General features: G+C 60.4%; 19 protein-coding genes and 1 riboswitch. Of the genes, 7 read left to right on the forward strand and 12 right to left on the reverse strand.

What is annotated here, in order from left to right; genetic code table 11:
* Positions 1-85 precede the first annotated feature (85 nt).
* Together ACYP2A_RS12140 and ACYP2A_RS12145 are read left to right on the forward strand one after the other, a co-directional pair.
* Positions 86-601, forward strand: coding sequence for a GNAT family N-acetyltransferase (locus ACYP2A_RS12140; RefSeq protein ID WP_459745231.1), 516 nt, complete (start codon positions 86-88; stop codon positions 599-601).
* Positions 588-1,211, forward strand: a complete 624-nt coding sequence (locus ACYP2A_RS12145) for an HD domain-containing protein (RefSeq protein ID WP_459745232.1) — start codon at positions 588-590, stop codon at positions 1,209-1,211. Before ACYP2A_RS12140 ends, ACYP2A_RS12145 begins: the two co-directional genes overlap by 14 nt.
* Positions 1,212-1,218: 7 nt before the next feature.
* On the opposite strand, the gene ACYP2A_RS12150 is transcribed toward ACYP2A_RS12145, so the two are convergent.
* The gene (locus ACYP2A_RS12150; RefSeq protein WP_459745233.1) at positions 1,219-3,222 is read right to left on the reverse strand and encodes a peptidase U32 family protein; all 2,004 of its coding nucleotides are present in this window, start codon (positions 3,220-3,222) and stop codon (positions 1,219-1,221) included.
* 229 nt (positions 3,223-3,451) lie between these two features.
* Between ACYP2A_RS12150 and ACYP2A_RS12155 the strand changes: the two genes are divergently transcribed.
* From ACYP2A_RS12155 to ACYP2A_RS12165, 3 genes are all read left to right on the forward strand, one after another.
* On the forward strand, positions 3,452-4,300 hold the full coding sequence (locus ACYP2A_RS12155) for an alpha/beta hydrolase (protein ID WP_459745234.1): 849 nt from the start codon (positions 3,452-3,454) through the stop codon (positions 4,298-4,300).
* A 275-nt stretch (positions 4,301-4,575) separates the two neighbouring features.
* Positions 4,576-5,586, forward strand: a complete 1,011-nt coding sequence (locus ACYP2A_RS12160; protein ID WP_459745235.1) for an AraC family transcriptional regulator — start codon at positions 4,576-4,578, stop codon at positions 5,584-5,586.
* 99 nt (positions 5,587-5,685) lie between these two features.
* Positions 5,686-6,390: an IclR family transcriptional regulator gene (locus tag ACYP2A_RS12165; RefSeq protein WP_459745236.1), complete on the forward strand. Its 705-nt coding sequence runs from the start codon at positions 5,686-5,688 to the stop codon at positions 6,388-6,390.
* Here the strand turns inward: ACYP2A_RS12165 and ACYP2A_RS12170 are convergent.
* Positions 6,377-7,705 carry an MFS transporter gene (locus tag ACYP2A_RS12170; RefSeq protein WP_459745237.1) on the reverse strand — a complete coding sequence of 443 codons (1,329 nt, stop codon included), beginning with the start codon at positions 7,703-7,705 and terminating at the stop codon, positions 6,377-6,379. The genes ACYP2A_RS12165 and ACYP2A_RS12170 overlap by 14 nt on opposite strands.
* 84 nt (positions 7,706-7,789) lie before the next feature.
* Positions 7,790-8,764 carry a hydroxyacid dehydrogenase gene (locus ACYP2A_RS12175; protein ID WP_459745258.1) on the reverse strand — a complete coding sequence of 325 codons (975 nt, stop codon included), beginning with the start codon at positions 8,762-8,764 and terminating at the stop codon, positions 7,790-7,792.
* Positions 8,765-9,009: 245 nt separating this feature from the next.
* On the opposite strand from ACYP2A_RS12175, the gene ACYP2A_RS12180 reads away from it, so the two are divergent.
* Complete coding sequence (locus ACYP2A_RS12180; protein ID WP_459745238.1) at positions 9,010-9,684, forward strand: RraA family protein; 675 nt, start codon at positions 9,010-9,012, stop codon at positions 9,682-9,684.
* A gap of 1 nt (position 9,685) precedes the next feature.
* On the opposite strand, the gene ACYP2A_RS12185 is transcribed toward ACYP2A_RS12180, so the two are convergent.
* From ACYP2A_RS12185 to ACYP2A_RS12215, 7 genes are all read right to left on the reverse strand, one after another.
* Positions 9,686-10,183 (reverse strand): hypothetical protein, encoded by a 498-nt coding sequence (locus ACYP2A_RS12185; protein ID WP_459745239.1) that lies wholly within the window; start codon positions 10,181-10,183, stop codon positions 9,686-9,688.
* A gap of 4 nt (positions 10,184-10,187) precedes the next feature.
* Entirely contained in the window at positions 10,188-10,376 is a 189-nt protein-coding gene (locus ACYP2A_RS12190; protein WP_459745240.1) for a hypothetical protein, read from the reverse strand.
* A gap of 180 nt (positions 10,377-10,556) precedes the next feature.
* A complete protein-coding gene (locus tag ACYP2A_RS12195; protein ID WP_459745241.1) occupies positions 10,557-10,994 on the reverse strand; it encodes a pseudoazurin in 438 nt (145 codons plus the stop codon).
* Positions 10,995-11,034: 40 nt separating this feature from the next.
* Complete coding sequence (locus tag ACYP2A_RS12200; RefSeq protein WP_459745242.1) at positions 11,035-11,826, reverse strand: ABC transporter ATP-binding protein; 792 nt, start codon at positions 11,824-11,826, stop codon at positions 11,035-11,037.
* Positions 11,823-12,845 carry a FecCD family ABC transporter permease gene (locus ACYP2A_RS12205; RefSeq protein ID WP_459745243.1) on the reverse strand — a complete coding sequence of 341 codons (1,023 nt, stop codon included), beginning with the start codon at positions 12,843-12,845 and terminating at the stop codon, positions 11,823-11,825. The genes ACYP2A_RS12200 and ACYP2A_RS12205 overlap by 4 nt, the downstream gene beginning before the upstream one ends.
* Positions 12,842-13,855, reverse strand: coding sequence for an ABC transporter substrate-binding protein (locus tag ACYP2A_RS12210; protein WP_459745244.1), 1,014 nt, complete (start codon positions 13,853-13,855; stop codon positions 12,842-12,844). The genes ACYP2A_RS12205 and ACYP2A_RS12210 overlap by 4 nt, the downstream gene beginning before the upstream one ends.
* A gap of 142 nt (positions 13,856-13,997) precedes the next feature.
* A riboswitch (cobalamin riboswitch) is annotated at positions 13,998-14,194 on the reverse strand.
* A gap of 18 nt (positions 14,195-14,212) precedes the next feature.
* A complete protein-coding gene (locus ACYP2A_RS12215; RefSeq protein ID WP_459745245.1) occupies positions 14,213-14,929 on the reverse strand; it encodes a FadR/GntR family transcriptional regulator in 717 nt (238 codons plus the stop codon).
* A gap of 90 nt (positions 14,930-15,019) precedes the next feature.
* On the opposite strand from ACYP2A_RS12215, the gene ACYP2A_RS12220 reads away from it, so the two are divergent.
* Positions 15,020-15,745: a FadR/GntR family transcriptional regulator gene (locus tag ACYP2A_RS12220; RefSeq protein WP_459745246.1), complete on the forward strand. Its 726-nt coding sequence runs from the start codon at positions 15,020-15,022 to the stop codon at positions 15,743-15,745.
* A gap of 330 nt (positions 15,746-16,075) precedes the next feature.
* On the opposite strand, the gene ACYP2A_RS12225 is transcribed toward ACYP2A_RS12220, so the two are convergent.
* Positions 16,076-17,023, reverse strand: a complete 948-nt coding sequence (locus ACYP2A_RS12225) for a hypothetical protein (RefSeq protein WP_459745247.1) — start codon at positions 17,021-17,023, stop codon at positions 16,076-16,078.
* On the reverse strand, positions 17,020-17,526 hold the full coding sequence (locus tag ACYP2A_RS12230; RefSeq protein WP_459745248.1) for a hypothetical protein: 507 nt from the start codon (positions 17,524-17,526) through the stop codon (positions 17,020-17,022). The genes ACYP2A_RS12225 and ACYP2A_RS12230 overlap by 4 nt, the downstream gene beginning before the upstream one ends.
* Positions 17,527-17,696 lie beyond the last annotated feature (170 nt).

Raw genomic sequence — 17,696 nt, forward strand, 5'->3', positions numbered from 1 at the left:
AATTGGTGCGCTAAAGCCCGCAAGGCTGTAAATCTGTGCATGAGCAGATGGTTTACCATGGGTTTTTTGCCGAGCAAAACTGCCCATGCCTGCCTCGACGCCGCCCATTTATCCCGCCCGCGCCAGCGACACTGCCGCCATACTCGACTTCGTGATGCGTGCCCGTGCGCAGCTATTCCCGATGCTCGATCCCGACGTGCTGCCTGCCGATCTGGCCGCTTTCGAACAGGTGTACCTCAACAGTGACGACGGCCATTTTCTGATCGCCCGTGACAACCAACAGATCGTCGCCGCCGTCGGCTACCTGCCTTACGATCACCGTTTCGCGCAACTCGATTACCACGGGCGCAAAACCGTGGAAATCGTCCGCCTGTTCGTCGATCCCGCGTGGCGCAGTGCGGGGCTGGCCAGCCGGCTTTTTCAGGCGCTACGTGAGCATGCACTGGCCAACGCTGTCGAAGTGCTGTACCTGCACACCCACCCGTTTCTGCCGGGCGCCATTGGTTTTTGGGAAAAGCACGGTTTTGTGACCGTGGACATCGAAAGCGATCCGGTGTGGCAGACCACCCATATGGAGCACGTTCTGAATGAGCAACACTGAGCTGGATAGAGAACGCTGGAAGCAACTATGGGCCGCCCTGGGCACGCAACCTGAACCCGCGCGCTTCGAGCAACTGCGCAGCCTGTATGCCGAACCCGGCCGTCATTACCACAACGCCACGCACATTCTTGCCTGCCTGCACACATTCGATGAACTGCGCGATCTGGCCGTATCGCCGCTGACAGTGGAATTGGCCATCTGGTACCACGACGCGATCTACGACCCGACCCGCCAGGACAACGAGGCGCGCAGTGCCGAACTGGCGGTCGAGGTGCTGGCGTCAGTGGGGCTTGATGCCTGTGGCCAGTCGGTGCACGCATTGATCATGGCCACCGATCACCGCCAGCCGAGCGCCAGCAACGATCAACGTCTGCTGGTGGATATCGATCTGTCGATTCTGGCGGCAGAGGCGCCTGCTTATCAGGCTTACACCGAGGCGGTGCGTCGGGAATACGGGCACTTTCCCGATGCGCTCTACAGGCCTGGGCGCGCCGCGGTACTGAAGAAATTTCTCGAGCGCCCGGAGATTTTCACCACCGAACCGGGCAAGGCGCGCTGGGAACAGCGCGCGCGGGAGAATATAGAAGCGGAGATTCGCAGGCTGGCTTAAGCCGTGATCAATGCGGTGCCTGGCGCTTCACGGTCTTGAGCAGGTCTTCCGGGCTGATATGCCCGACGATCCCGGCCTTGTGGCTGCCCGGCAGCGGCAGGTCGAGGATGTGGCCCTTCATCTTGCCGACCACGTGCATCTCGCACGGTTTGCAGTCGAACGTCAGGGTCAGCACTTCGTCGCCGTGCACCAGTTGCATCGGGGCGACCTTGGTGCGCACGCCGGTCACGCCCTTGGCCTGTTTCGGGCACAGGTTGAACGAGAAACGCAGGCAGTGCTTGGTGATCATCACCGGCACGTCACCGGCTTCTTCATGCGCCTCGTAGGCGGCGTCGATCAGTTGCACGCCATGGCGATGGTAGAAGTCGCGGGCCTTCTGGTTATACACGTTGGCCAGAAACGACAAATGCGACTCGGGGTACACCGGCGGCGGGGTGGTTTCAGCTTTACGCCCGCCACGCGGGTGTGCGGCGATGCGTGCGCTTTCCAGCGCCTCGATGGCTTCGCGGCGCAGGGCCTTGAGCTGCGAGTTGGGGATGAAGAACGCTTGCGGTGCGTCGAGCTTCACATCCTGGGCGTGATAGATCGTGGTGCCCAGTTGCGTCAGCAGGTCACGCAGTTGCTCCAGCGCCTGCTCGGGCTTGTTGGCCGTGCCGAACGGGCCGTCGAGTGCAACGGTGACGCTGATGCCTTCTTCACTGGTGGCGCTCAGGTTCAGGCGCTCTTCGCGCAGCACCGCTTTCCACTGGATGCCGATACGGCGCTCGGCCGAGGTGCGGGTCAGTGCCTGTTGCCAGTTATGGTCCAGGTTGCGGCTCAACGGTTGGTTGGGGCGCAGGTTGGCCAGCGCGGCCGGCATTTCGTTGGGCTCGACGCGATAGCGCCAGCGCTTCTCGCCGTCTTCTTCGAACTCGCCTTTGAGTTCGGCGATGTTGGCGCGAAAGCCTACCACTTCACGCTTGATCAGCACGTTGAGGCCATCGCCGTTGGACAGCGGCTCATGGGTGACAGCGATCAGGTCGCGCTTGTTGAGCTTCTCGATGGCGCCGACCGGCAGACCGGTAAAGGTCGGGGTGTCGAAGGCGCCGATGTCGATCTTGCGGTCGGAAACGAAATAATCGGTGCTGCCACGGTGGAAGGTTTTCTCAGGATCCGGCACGAAGAAATGTGCGGTGTGGCCGCTGGAGGCGCGGGCCAGGTCCGGGCGGTCGTTGAGGATTTCGTCCAGGCGCTGGCGGTAGTAAGCGGTGATGTTCTTCACATAGCTCACATCCTTGTAGCGGCCCTCGATCTTGAACGAACGCACACCGGCTTCGACCAGCGCACGCAGGTTGGAGCTCTGGTTGTTGTCCTTCATCGACAGCAAGTGTTTCTCGAAGGCCACGACGCGGCCCTGATCGTCCTTGAGCGTGTAGGGCAGGCGGCAGGCCTGCGAGCAGTCGCCACGGTTGGCGCTGCGGCCGGTGTGGGCGTGGGAGATATTGCACTGCCCCGAGAAGGCCACGCACAACGCGCCATGAATGAAGAATTCGACAGCGGCCTCGGTGCCGTCGGCGATCTGGCGAATCTCTTGCAGGTTCAGCTCACGCGCCAGCACCAGTTGCGAGAAGCCGGCCTGATCGAGAAATTGCGCCCGCGCCAGGGTGCGAATGTCAGTCTGGGTGCTGGCGTGCAGCTCGATGGGCGGAATGTCCAGCTCCATGACCCCCAGGTCCTGGACGATCAACGCATCGACACCGGCATCGTAGAGCTGGTGAATCAGCTTGCGGGCCGGTTCCAGTTCGTCGTCGTGAAGGATGGTGTTGATGGTGGTGAAGATCCGCGCATGGTAGCGACGGGCGAACTTCACCAGCTCTGCGATCTCGCTGACCTCGTTACTGGCGTTATGTCGCGCGCCAAAGCTCGGACCGCCGATGTACACGGCGTCGGCGCCATGCAGAATGGCCTCGCGGGCAATGCTGACGTCGCGGGCAGGGCTGAGCAATTCGAGGTGATGCTTGGGTAAGGACATGACGAGCGAGATCCGGCGCAGGGCAAAGCGCGCATTGTAGTGGTACTGGCCGCGCGCCGCACGCTTTGCCCGTCAGATGGGCGTGGATCGATGCAAATGGCTGAAAGATGCGAGTGATTATCAACATCTTGTGGCGTTCTGATTTTCTGGATAGTCATCCCCTACCAGGCGGATTTCTCTTGTCGGGTAACTGCGGCCTAATCGATGCACATCCCCGCGGAGCCAGCCGATGACCATCCCTCTTCACGACTACTACGACCTGCAATACAACGCCCGCGCCAGCGTCGACAACTACGAACAGTACCCACGCCAGTACCGCGACCTGAGCGATGCCGCACACGCCAGCCTCAAGGTGTTCAAGGATGTTGCCTACGGGCCGGGCGTCGGCGAGCGGCTGGATATTTTCCCCGCCGCAAGCGTCGACGCACCGGTGCTGCTGTTTATCCACGGCGGTTACTGGCGGGCGTTGTCCAAGGCCGATTCGGCCTTTATGGCACCCGCCCTGACTGCCGCTGGCGCCTGTGTCGTGGTCATCGATTACGACCTGGCGCCGGCAGTGACCCTCGACCATATCGTCGACCAGACCCGTCGTGCCCTGGCCTGGGTGCATGCGCATATTGCAGAGTTCGGTGGCGATCCTGCGCGCATCGTCGCCAGCGGCAGTTCGGCGGGCGGGCATCTGGTGGGCATGTTGCTGGCCGGTGGCTGGCAGGCGCAGTACGGCGTGCCCGATTCGGTGCTGCACGGCGCCTTGCCGATCAGCGGGCTGTTTGATTTGCAGCCTTTGCTGGCCACGCATATCAATGCCTGGATGCACCTGGATGAGACGTCGGCGCGGCGCAATAGCCCGCTGTTTCATCTGCCGGCGCACAGCACGCCGCTGGTGGTCAGCTACGGGGCGCTGGAGACCGAGGAGTTTGCACGCCAGTCCCACGCTTATCTCGATGCCTGGTGCGTCGAAGGGTTGCCTGGGCGTTTTGTCGAGGCACCGGGCAGAAATCACTTCGATGTGGTGCTGCAATTGGGCGAGCCTGGCACACCGCTGTATCAGGCTGCCCGGCAACTGCTCGACCTTTGACCTGCGCATTCAGGTAACAAGGTTGGGTCGGTAGTACCCAGCATCTGGCCACAAGCGGGTGCAGGGTTGCTCTATCAAGGGGCATCACATACGCCTGGAACAGCCGGCTTGCAGGGGATTTTGACGGCGCTATCCGATTAGTGAGCGATTGCTATCCGATAAGTGCGGGTTTGTTTCAGCAGGCCCTGCGTGGCCTGCCGCTTGCATCGATGTCACGCAGATGCGCCGCAGAGCGCGTACCAAACAGCCGTGAAACCGCCTTGAAGAGTGCCGTGATGAGTCTGAATCCTGAGTCTCACCTGCGTGATATCCATGCCGATCATTTCGACCTGGCCGGCGCCTGCTCGTGGATGTCGCATATCTGTGGGCCCCACCTGCTCAAAGCCAGCAGCCCGGGCCGTATCCAGTTTCGCCACAGCGCCAATGTGCTGACGTCGATGTCGACCACGCTGGGCATCATCGAGTACGGCACCGACGTCACCGTGGGTATCGACGATCTCGACAGCTTCAACAGCTACAGCATCAGCCTGCCGCTGTGCGGTGAACAGGAACTGCACAAGGCCGGCAAGCGCTTGCTCTCCAACCCCGAGCAAGGCGTGATCGTGGCCCCCAACGAAAGCCAGGAACTGAGCATCTCCGGCAATTGCCGCAAATTACAGGTGGTGATCAGCCGCGCTGCCATGAACAAATCTCTCGAAGACATGCTCCAGCGTCCGATCGGCGAGCCCTTGCGTTTCGCCGCCGGCATGGATGCGGTGCAGGGTGCGACCGCATCCTGGTGGCGCATGGCCAAGCACTTCATCGAAGAAATGGAATCCGGCGAGCTGTACGGCCAGCTGTTGTTCAACCGCGATCTGGAAAGCGCGCTGGTCAAGGGCCTGATCCTGGCCCAGCCCAACAACTATTCCGACTCGTTGCGCGACACGCTGGGCACCCGCATGCCGCATTACCTGGTGCGCGCCAGGGACTACATCCACCGCCACGCCCGCGAAGAACTGTGTGTCGAAGACATCGAAATCGCCAGCGGTGTCTCGCGCTTCAAGCTGTTCGAAGGCTTTCGCAAGTACATCGAAATGTCGCCCATGGCCTACCTGAAGAAACATCGCCTGAGCGCCGTACGCCAGGAAATCCTCGAAGGTGGCGGCATGCGCAATATCTCGGCGATCGCCATGGAATGGGGTTTCAGCCATTTGGGACGGTTTTCCAGCGAGTACCGCAAACTGTTCGACGAGACGCCGAGCATGACCTTGCAACGCGCGGAGGTGCGGCGCTCGCGCTCGCATTGACGGCTTTGAGATAGCGGTGGGTCGCCGCTTTGACGGATAATCCCGGTCATTTCGCCCTGTGCTTTCAGCCATGGGCCAGTTGAATCGAGGTTTGTCCCAATGTTGAAAGTAAAGCCGCGTCCGGCAGTCAATGGTGTGGCCTCGGCAGACCGGGTGCTGACGGTGCTGACCGCCTTCAGGATCGGCGATTCGGCGCTCAGCCTGGTCGAGCTGGTCGAGCGGACCGAGTTGAACAAGAGCACGATCATGCGCCTGATGGTGTCTCTGGAAACTCATGGGTTGATTACACGCATGGCCGATGGACGCTATCAGCTGGCCAGCGAGGTCATGCGCCTGAATGCGGTGTACCAGGATGCCCTGGACCTTGAGCGGCATATCATGCCGTTACTGCATCAACTGACCGAAGGTATCGGCGAAACCGCGTCTTTCTATGTGCGCCACGGTGCGTATCGTTTGTGCCAGTATCGGGTCAATTCACCGCATCGCCTGCGCCTGCACTTGCAACCCGGTGATATGCGGCCGATGGACAACGCCGCCGGCGCGCAGGCGCTGCTGACCCCTTACGAAAAAGGTGTCGGCCTGCAAACGGCTTTCTATTCCTGTGGCGTGACCGACCCGCACGCGGCCTCGATGGCCTTGCCGATCTACGATGCCCAACACGCCGTGATCGGCGCGTTGGTCGTGTCCGGCCCGGCCAGCCGGCTGACCGAGGAGCATGCCCGCTCGGTTCAGGGTTTGCTGCATGATGCGGCGCAAACCCTGATGCGCAGCCTGGGCTGCCGGAACGCTTCTACGACGCCTTGAGCGGCTCGTTGTGTTGCGCCTGTTCGTGCTGACTCTTGCGGCCCATGATCACCACCAGAATACCGCCCAGTGTGCACAAGGCTGCGAGTGGCATCAGGGCCAGGGAATGGCTGCCGGTCGCGTCGTGGATAGCACCATAGACGTTGACCATCACGCCACCGCCGATCAGGTTGGCCATTGCGCCAATGGCGGCCAGGCCTGCAGCGGCGGTGGAGGGCGACAACCAGCCGGACGCCAGCGCCCAGAACGGCCCTTTCATCGAGTAGGCGCCAACCAGTACCAGGCTCAGCATGATCACCGTCAACGCCAGGTTGGTGGTGAACAGGGTCATCAGCAGGCCGATGGCAATCAACAGCAGGGTACATGCCGTGTGCCAGCGGCGTTCGCCGGTACGGTCGGAGCTGCGGCCCCAGAAGATCATCAGCACCGAAGCCAGGCCGTAAGGAATGGCATTGACCAGACCCACCTCCATGGACGTCAGCCCGAACGATTTGAGCAGCTGTGGCCCCCAGACGCTTAGCGTGCTGCCGGCCGCCGAGGCGCCCGAGTAGATCAGCGCCATGATCCAGATATCCTTGTGGCGCAGCAGTTTCCACAGCGAGATATGGCCGATGGCGGTCTTGCGTCCGCGTTCTTCGGCCAGGCGCTGAATCAGCCAGCCGCGTTGCTCATCGGTCAGCCATTTGGCCTGTTCCGGGCGGTCGGTGAGTACAAACAGGCAGGCGATGCCCAGCAACACCGCCGGAATGCCTTCAAGAATGAACAGCCAGTGCCAGCCGCGCATGCCCATCCAGCCATCCAGGCTCAACAGCAGGCCCGACAAGGGCGAGCCAATGAAGTTGGCCGCCGGAATCGCCACCATGAACAGCGCGACCATGCGCCCGCGATAGGCGGCCGGCAGCCAGTAGGTGAGGTACAGCAGCACACCGGGGAAAAAGCCCGCCTCGGCCGCGCCTAGCAGAAAGCGCATCACGTACAGCGAGTTGGCGCCCTGAACCAGCGCCGTACCGGCCGAGATCACACCCCAGGTAATCATGATCCGGGCGATCCAGATGCGCGCGCCGAACTTCTGCATGGCCAGGTTGCTGGGCACTTCCAGTAGAAAATAGGCGACGAAAAACAGGCTGCTGGCAAAGCCGAAGACCTTGGCCGACAGCGCCAGGTCCTCGTTCATTTGCAACGAAGCCATGCCGATATTGCCGCGATCGATGATCGCGATCAGATAACAAATGATCAGGAAGGGTAACAGTCGCCAGGCGACGCGGTGCATGGTCGAGCGTTCAAGCTCTGAGACCTGGGGAGTGGCTGTAGTCATGGCGTTCTCCGTTGTTGTTTTTCTGGAGCTTTATATTTCGACACAGGCCCCTCTTTGACAGAGAGGCAGTACAGGGGCGCTTGCCTAGCTGTCAAGCAAGTGGCGGTTGACCACGCTGCGCGGTTCGGGCGCCCGGCCTTCCCACAGGCCGATGATCTGCTGCAACGCCAGCAAGCCGACCCGGTCGCGGGCTTCGGTGGTATTGGCGCCTACATGCGGGGTCATCACCACGTTGGGCAGGCCCAATAGCGCGCTGTCGGCGGGCAACGGTTCAGGGCTGAAGGTGTCCAGGCCGGCGCCGCCGATGTGCCGCTCGCTGAGGGCCTCGATCAGTGCCTCGGTGTCCACCAGTTCGCCACGCGCGGTGTTGATCAGAATGCTGCCAGGGCGCATGCGTGCAAATTGCGCCGTGCTGAACAACTGGCGATTGGCGTCGGTCAGCGGGCAATGCAGGCTGATGATGTCGCTGTCGGCCAGCAGCCGGTCGAAGTCGTATCCACGCTCGACATGCGCACGCTCGGGCATCTGCGCCAGATAAGGGTCGAAGACCTTGACCTTGATGCCCAGCGGCGCCACCAGGTCCATCAGAATACCGCCAATCGAGCCGAGTCCGACCAGCCCCAGGGTCTTGCCGTACAGCTCGACACCGTTGGCGGTGGCCTTGTCCCAATGGCCGTCGCGCAGGCGTGCATCGAGCAAAGCTGTCTGCCGGGCAACACTGAACAGCAAGGCAAAGGCGTGTTCGGCAACCGACTGGGCATTGGCACCCAGCGCAATGGTCACCGGCACCCCGCACGCGGCCGCCGCCTGGATATCGATGCTGTCATAGCCGACCCCGTGTTTGGCGATGATCGACAGGTTGGCCGAGGCCTCGATCATCTCCCGGGTCAGTTGCCCCTGACGCACGATGATCGCATCGGGTTGCTCGGTACGGATCACGTCCAGCAGCTCATCGGCAGCGTAGGGCGTGGTGGGAATTACCCTGATGCCTTTGGCGGCAGCGTGGTTCATGGCATCGGCGGTCAGGGCCGGGCCGGTCAGCACAATGGTTCGAGTCATGGTTTCGGACATGGGTACACCTTGTTGTTGTCGGTGTCTGGTAAGCGTCGCGCAGAGTGGCGGGCAGAAGACAGCCTCAACCCTAACATAATGAAACGACGTTTCAATATAGTTTTTTCAGGTGCATTTTTATCGATTTAAAACGGATTAATGGGTATTGATTTGATAAAAATGAAATGCCATTCTGAATTTAGCTTCGCTCGACAGGCGAGCAATCCCTTATAAAACCAACAGAGGAATTCTCGATGAGCATTGGATTCAGAGTGCTGCAACCGGCCCGCAAGGTCAGCGCAGAGTGGGTTGAGCGTTACCGCGAAGTGCCGGTGGCCAATGTCAGTGACTCGATGCACCGCATGACCGCCGCTGGCGCCAGGCTGCGTCCGATGCACAGCAAGGGCGTACTGGCCGGCCCCGCACTGACCGTCAAGGCCCGTCCCGGCGACAACCTGATGCTGCATTACGCGCTGGACATTGCTGCGCCCGGCGATGTGATCGTGGTGGATGCCGGCGGTGACCTGAGTAATGCCCTGATCGGCGAAATGATGGTGGCCTATGCCATTCAGCGCGGCGTGGCCGGCATCGTGATCAACGGCGCGATTCGCGATGCGGCGAGCATTGGCGCGGGCGAGTTTCCGTTGTTTGCCGCCGGCGTCTCGCACCGTGGCCCGTACAAGGACGGCCCAGGCGAAATCAATGTGCCGATCGCCATCGACGGCATGGTCATCGAAGCCGGCGACCTGGTGATCGGTGACGATGATGGCTTGCTCTGCGTGCCTTTCGATCAAGTGGCTGAGGTCTATGACCGTGCGGCGGCCAAGAATGGTGCGGAACAGAAGCAACTGGAGCAGATTGCCAAGGGGCAGAATGACCGCTCATGGGTGATCGAGAGCTTGAAGAAGAAGGGGTGTTTGCTGGCTTGATTCATAGAACCGGGCGAGCGCTCTTTTTATCAATGATCTGAACGTCGAAAACCTGTTCGATGACTTGCTTGGGGCCTTGATTAAGGCTCCAGGCAAAAAACACCAGAAAGCCAAGCAACAGGACAAACACAACGGAGCCGATCACGCTTTGGCTGACACCCTGCCAGAATCCGGGCCGTGAATTCTTGATCTCCTGACTGCTTCGGACAGAGTAATAGGCTTGCAATTCTTCTGTCTGGTTTTGCAGTGACAAATCAAGAAAACCCTGCGCCAACTGGTTGGCCTGGTTCCGGTAGTTCTCCAGTTGCGAGGCACTGTTACTGAGATCGTTGAAAGGTGTGAGATCCGTATCACTGGGCTCCTTTCCGGTTTTCTGTCTGAAGCCCTGAATGAACTCGATCTTCTGACGCTTGTAAGCGGAGTAAGCGAGGATACCCAGAATATCGGTCTCGCTCTCTACCAACTCCCTGTAGATGTAGTTGTAATTCCCGTTGGCCATCTGCTCATGCCTGCTTCAGGCGTCGGGCTGCTTCTTCAAAGGCGGCACGCAGTTCGGCGGGTGTTTTCTTGTAGGGTGAAATGACACCCTGCAGCTCTATGGGCAATGAAGCATCATGATTCGGGTATGAAGCCATTAGCTTGAGGTTGACTTCATGGATCAGCTTTTTAGAAAAGAAATTCTGGAATCTCATCTTGCATCACCTGTGCCGTATGGGGTGGTCAAGAGCTTAGGTTCTCTGCCCATTACGTTCAATCGCAGGGCCACTCGAATCAGCAGTCGCTGTTCGAAGGAGTACGCTGATTTCATCGACGATTTTTCCTGACCTGCCTGTAGGACGTTTTACAACCGCCCACCCATTTATAAAAAGGGTTTATTGCCCAGACCATTGCCGGGCGACGATCGCATTCAAACGCTCGCTGGCACGCTGTGGCAGGGCGTCTGGAATCACCGGCGCATTCGGGCCCGGCTCACCCACCTGAATCAGCATGACCATGCCCATCGCCATGTGCGGAATGCACTGGATGCCGTACACGCCGGGGACGTCGAGCTGCACCTCGATCTGCTCGTTGATCTTGCCTTTGAAGGCCGCCGCGCCGTCGGGCAGCAGGCCAGGAATCGTCGCGGCGTTATGGGTGCTGTGGGTGGCGATGAACTTCACCGTATCGCCGGGAGCGACACGCAGAAAGTCCGGCTCATAAACCATGCTGCCGGCCTCGCCGCGGTTGAGCATTTTGACTTCATGAACCTCGGCCATGGCCTGGCTGCAAAACAGCAGGGCGAGGGACGCCAGCGTGGAAGCAATACGCATATCCAGAGTTTTCCGCTTGGTAGTCAGAGAAAGTAGTAAGTTAGAGCGCGCGCAAACGCAGTATCCGTGTGCCGTCGAACGGGTCGGTCAGCCAGCGGCCCTGTACGCCAAAGGTGCTGTGCAGGCGTTCCGGGGTGAGCACGTCATGGGGCAGGCCGAGGGCGATCAGGCGTCCGCCGTGCAGCATCGCCAGGCGGTCGCATTCCAGTGCCTGATTGAGGTCGTGCAGGGCAATCACCGTGGTTACCGGCAAGGCCTTGACCAGCCCGAGAATGCTCAACTGATGCTGGATATCCAGGTGATTGGTCGGCTCATCCAGCAGCAGAATCTGCGGCCGTTGCGCCAGTGCGCGGGCGATGTGCGCGCGCTGGCGTTCGCCGCCGGACAGGGTTTGCCAATGACGTTCGCGCAGGTGCAGCAGGCCGACGTCTTCGAGCGCCTGACGGACGATGTCGTCGTCCGCGCCGCTCCATGGCGTCAAGGCCGACAGCCACGGCGTACGGCCCAGTTCCACCGCATCGCGCACGGTGATGCTGTCGCTGGTTTCGGCCTGTTGTTCGACCACCGCCAGCAAGCGCGCCACGTCGCGACGCTTCATCTGCGCCAGCGGCTGGCCGGCCAGGTGTACGCAACCGGCGCTGGGCGCCTGAATGCCCGACAGCAGCTTGAGCAGCGTCGACTTGCCCGAGCCGTTGGGGCCGACAATGCCCAGCGTTTCACCGGGAACCACGCTCAGGCTGACATCCTGCAGCAGCGCCTGGCCCTTGATGATATGGGTCAGCGCCATGCAGCTCAGCGCCGCAGTGTCGAGCAGATGAGAGAAGGCATTCATCGCGGGCTCTTCCCCCGGATCAGGATCAGCGCAAACACCGGTGCGCCGATCAGCGCGGTAATCACCCCGACCGGCAGGGTCTGGCCCTTGATCAGCGTACGCGACAGCACATCGGCGGCAATCAGAAACAGCGCGCCGCACAATGCGCTGACCGGCACCAGCCGCGCGTGGCGCACGCCGACCAGCATGCGCACTGCATGCGGAATCACCAGGCCGACGAAACCGATGGAGCCGACAATCGACACCATCACCGCCGTCATCAGCGCGGCGCAGGTGATCAGCAGCACCTGCACACGGCGCACCGGAATGCCCAGCGAGGCGGCCGAATCGCTGCCGAACATGAACGCATCCAGCGCCCGCCGATGCCACATGCACACCAACAGGCCGGCCAGCACCACCGGCACCGCCAGCCACACCGAATGCCAGCGCACACCGCTGAGGTTGCCCAGCAACCAGAACATGATGCCGCGTGCCTGTTCGGAACTGGCTGACTTGGTGATCAGAAACGAGGTCAGCGCGTTGAACAATTGCGAGCCTGCAATGCCCGCCAGAATGATATGCCCGGCCGCGCTGGAGCCCTGGGACGAGCGGGCGAGCAGGGTGACCATCGCAAACGCCGCCATCGCACCGACAAACGCGCCGGCCGATAAAGAGATGGCCCCGGCACCCAGACCCAGCAACGCCACCAGCACCGCGCCGGTCGAGGCACCGGCTGAAATGCCCAGCAGGTACGGCTCGGCCAGCGGGTTGCGCAGCAGCGACTGCAAGACTACACCTGACAGCGCCAGGCCCGCGCCGCAGGCGGCGGCGACGATGGCGCGGGTCAGGCGGTAATTCCAGATGATGCCTTCATCGATAGGGTCGACCAGGTAACCGGCGCCCCACAGTTTATTGGCGAGGATCTGCCAGACCACTTCCATACTGATGCGGGTTTCGCCAATGGCAGCACCGGCGATCACCGCCAGCACCAGCACGACGCTGACCCACAGGGCATGGCCCAACAAGACCCATGGCTTCATTTGGATTTGTTGAACCGGTCAGCGGCGTCGGCCAGTTCTTCGATGCCGGTGAACATGCGCAGGCTGGCCTGCATGGCATCCGCGTCGATGATCACGATGCGGTCGTTTTTCACCGCGTCCATGTTGCGCGTCACCGGGTCCGATTTGAGAAATTCCAGTTTTTTGGTGTAATCGTCGGCCGGGAAGCGGCGGCGGTCCATACGTGCGATCACCAGAATGCTCGGGTTGGCCTTGGCAATGGTTTCCCAGCCCACGGTCGGCCACTCTTCGTCGGACTCGACGATGTTGCGCATGCCCAGGCTGTTGAGCATGAAGTCCGGGATGCCCTTGCGACCGGCGACATACGGGTCGATATCGAGGTCAGCGCTGGAAAACCAGAACACCGCCGACACGTCCTTGGCCTTGTTGCGGTCAACGTTGGCCAGCGCCTTGGCCAGCCGTGCCTTCAGCTCGCTGACCACCTGCTGGCCGCGATCCTGAACGTCGAAGATCTGCGCCAGTTGCTCGACGCTCTTGTAGATGGTGTCGATGCGAAACGGCTCCAGCCGCGTGCCGTCGGCGCCGACCAGGTTGTCCTTGCCTTCACAGTCGGACGGCATGATGTAGGTCGGAATCTTCAAGTCATGAAACTGTTCGCGGGTGCCGACCACGCCCTGTTTGCCGACCATCCATTCCAGCTGCACGGCCACCAGCCCCGGACGCTTGCCGATCACTGCCTCAAAGCTTGGGTCGTTGTCTGCCAGGCGCTCGACCTTGTCGTTTTGCTCCTTGAAGCGCGGCTGCACATTGTTGAACCACAACGACGTGCCGGCCAGGCGCTCGCCCAGGCCCAGCTCATAGAACATTTCGGTTCCGGCCTGGCCGATGGTCACTGCCTTGTCCGGCGCCTTGGCGAAGGTCAGCGGCATGCCGCAGTTTTCCAGGGTCAACGGGTATTGAGTGGGCGCGGCGAGGCTCAGGCTGGAAAAGCCCAAGGCAGCAAACAGGGTGGCCAGGCGAGGCAGCGACATGACAGGCGATCTCCATTCGTACAAAAGCGGGGCGCAGTGTACAGGCAGGAAATACATCGCGGCCGCTTCCCGACCGACAGGAGGCGGCAAGACACACGACCGACAGGCGCGCGCGGATGTCCTTCCCGGACACCCCGCCGGTCAGTAAAAGTGTATGTCGGCAGGTCTCCTGACTGGCACGTCTACGCCTTGCTCCGGCCTTCCCGGGTTGACCCAGTGACCTCAATGGAGCGGCTCGATGCCTACAGTTGCGGGGGCAGTTTCGTTGTCGGCGCGTGCGGGCACGGCCTGCGAATTCCCTGTTAGTTCCTCTCGGAAACCGACGGGCGGCATGGTAAACGATCAACAAACAAGTCGCTAACTGTTTGTCGCCAGCCGTTGCAGGCAATTGATCAAATGCAGGCGCATCGCCGCGCGGGCCGTGTCGCTGTCCTGATGCAGGATGGCGGTGAAGATCTGCTCCTGCTCGCGGCTTTGTGCCTCAGGATCCTGGGCATCCGCCAGCACCGGTTGATTGCCGAAGCCGGTGCCGATGCGTGGCAGGATGCTGCTGCCCAACTGGTTCATCACATCGGTGAAAAAACTGTTGGTGGTGCACAGGGCGATCCGGCGGTGGAATTCATAGTCGGCCTGCACCGTGTCGCCACCGTTGCGCACGCACGCCTGCAACTGTTGCAGCGCCTGGGCGATGGCTTCAAGTTGTTCCGGGGTGCGGCGCCGGGCGGCGAGGGCGGCGGCCTCCGGCTCCAGGCTCAGGCGCAGTTCAAGGACCGCGACGGCGTCTTCGCGGCTGCCGATATGCGCCTCTTCAAGCGTGGCACTGCGCGGTTGCGCGGCATCGACGACAAAGGTGCCGATGCCATGGCGGGTTTCGACCAGACCCTCGGCCTGCAAGCGCGACATGGCCTCACGTACGACGGTGCGGCTGACGCCGTTATCACGACTGATAGCCAGCTCGGTCGGCAGTTTTTCGCCGCTCCTGATCTCGCCCTCACGAATCCTGCGCGATAGCTCGGCGACCAGTTGCTGGGTCAGGTTCGAACGACGGCCCGAGGCCGGGGATGGTTGGTCCATATTGCTGGGTCAAGTCCTGAAGAGGTTGTGGGTGTGTTTTGTCCCGGCGTGCGGCCTATACTCGCGGCATCCGACAAGAACGAGGCTGTAATGTCCGAGCACGCCCTGACTGCGCAAAAAAACCATCGACGCCTGGCCGAGACCCTGGTCGACCGCTTTGCCCAGCGCATGCGCGACGGTGTGTTGCGCCACGGTGAAAAGCTGCCATCGGAAGCGCTGATCATGGAGGCCGAAGGCGTCAGCCGCACCGTGGTGCGCGATGCCCTGTCGCGGTTGCAAGCCGCAGGGCTGGTCGAAACCCGCCACGGGGTCGGCACCTTCATTCTCGACATGCCGGCGCCCGAGGGCTTCAGCGTGGGGCCGGCGACCATCGCCACGTTGTCCGACGTGCTCAACCTGCTGGAGTTTCGCCTGAGTGTCGAGGTAGAAACGGCTGGCATGGCCGCAGCGCGCCGTACCCCTGAAGCGCTGCTGGAACTCAAGCTCGCATTCGATGCGTTGCTTGAAGGGCCGCAGAAGTCGGGCACCACTATCAATGCCGATTTCCAGTTCCACCTCAAGATCGCCAAGGCCAGCGGCAATGCCTACCTGATCGATATCATGAAGCACCTGGGCACCAAGCTGATCCCGCGCACCCGCATGAACTCGGCCTACACCGGCCAAAGCGACCGCGCCGCCTACCTGCAAGGCATCAACGCCGAACACCGGCAAATCTATGACGCCATCGTTCAGGGCAACGTCGACGCCGCGCGTGCCGCGATGTACCTGCACCTCAACGGCAGCCGCCTGCGCCTGCGCCGGACCCAATCGCTTTAGCGCGATCAAGCCCGGCAGCGGTCGATAAATAAAATGAGCAACAGCAAGCTGAACAGAGTCGCCACTACTGAACCGCCGCGACGGGTGCCTGTGGCGCCCCGCCTGCTCCAAAAAAAGAGTGATACGCGCGGCCTCAGCCGATGCGCAGCGTGGTGTGTCCAGTAGGGAAGACTGTAAAAACGATACGAGAATTTTTCATGGCGGCCTGTGATTTTGTATTTATTCGGGGCTTTTCATAAATGTCATCATACAACTTGGTGGCGATTATTCGCTGGGCTGCGTAGCTATGTCAATAGGGTTGTGTGATGACCTTTGCGGGTTTTATCGGGTTTAGGTGGTTTCTGAGGCGGAATCTTTACAAGATGTCATACCTCGCTCCGGCTCGATGCCCATTTTGGCCAGAGCCGCTTGAAGCTCAGGGGATGGGCTGGCCCATTGTTCGCGGGGCAGGGGTTTGGACCATTCGATGATGTCGGGATGATCAAGGTCGGGCAGTGGGTAGAGCTTCCAGCGCTCCAGCACATCGATCAGCAATGTATTGAAAATGAAGAGCCCGAAAAAACCCTCCCAGAGCAGAGTCATGAACCAGCCTTTGCGCTTGGCGGCGTTCAGAACATCGTCCAGATAGGTGGCCAGAATTCCTTTTTTTCGGGAGAACCTGTCTGTTGTGTCGGTTACTGCGTCGGGACCGACTTCCATGTAAGTGCGTACGCATTCCCACAGCGCCATGGCTGTTTCTCCGCCGCCACAGCCGAAGCCCATTGTGAAGTACTTGTTATCTTTCGTGGCGTTTGGGTCCGGGTTTTCCAAACTAATAAATAGCATGCCGTGGCTGATGTTTCCGCTTTGACTCGTTGACGATACTTGGGTGGCAGCGGCAACGACGCTTTCCCAGGGAACGATCCAGTAGTCACCATTTTTTTTCAGAAAGCAGGCCTCTCGGCGTTGGCGATTGAAACGGATGGGAAGGGGCGTCGGGCGCCAAAGTATATAAATCAGCATCAGGCAAGGCGGCCCTGTTATGACTGCCCCCAGAAGTAGAGTTCCAATGTCGTTCGTTACATAAGCTGTGCCACAAAAAATCATGATCATAGGCCAAAGTATCATAATGCCCGAACCGATACTGTAGTTACTGATATCCATGAAGACGTCATTTTTTCGCCAGATAATCCCCATCGAGTCACCAGGTTTTTTTCCGGTAGGCAGGGGCAGCGGTGCAAGATAGTCCTGCCTGGAAAACAAGCTTTTTTTACGCCTACCAGAAGGATGAATACTCATGGTTTGTCCTTGGTGTGCGAAATCATCGAACCATCCTGGACGCGAACGTTGTAGAGTCGTGCCTGATTTAGAGCAGGTGTTCCCGCGCTGCGCAATGGAATCACATCGTCGCCTGTCGACACTGCGAAAACCAGGCCTTCCTCGCCCCCTATATACCGATGCACCTCAAGCATTTTTATCAGTGGCGTGCTGTATTTCACTCGCAGGTACAGCTTGCGTGGAAGAGATGCAAATGTGTTGGGTATCAATTTGAAGGGGCCAATCAAGCGCAGACCTTGCCCTTGTTGGTGGGGGACCCATTGGCAGCGACTATCTTTCAGCCAGTACCCTCCAAGGTCCTGCATGATAGGTTCAGGTTTTGCAAAGCCATTCTTGTTACGTATATTCATCCAGGAATCGTAGTCTACGGGGTCTCCCGTCAGTGCCACTTGCAGGTTTATATTTTCTGGAGTTGCTCCGGGCAGGTCTATACTCAGCGCGCCGATGTAAGCTTGCTGTTTCATACCGTCCCTGCTGTCTGTTAATACATAGTCAGATTTTTTCTCATAAGGCGGCCGCAAAAACTGAGTGCAACACCTCTACCTCCGGTAAGGTGCCGCGATGTCTTATACCGAACTCAGTATCGAAGAACGCGTCACCATTCAAATCGGACAATACCGAGATCTCAGTCAGC

It is taken from the genome of Pseudomonas sp. 3A(2025) (assembly GCF_054589175.1).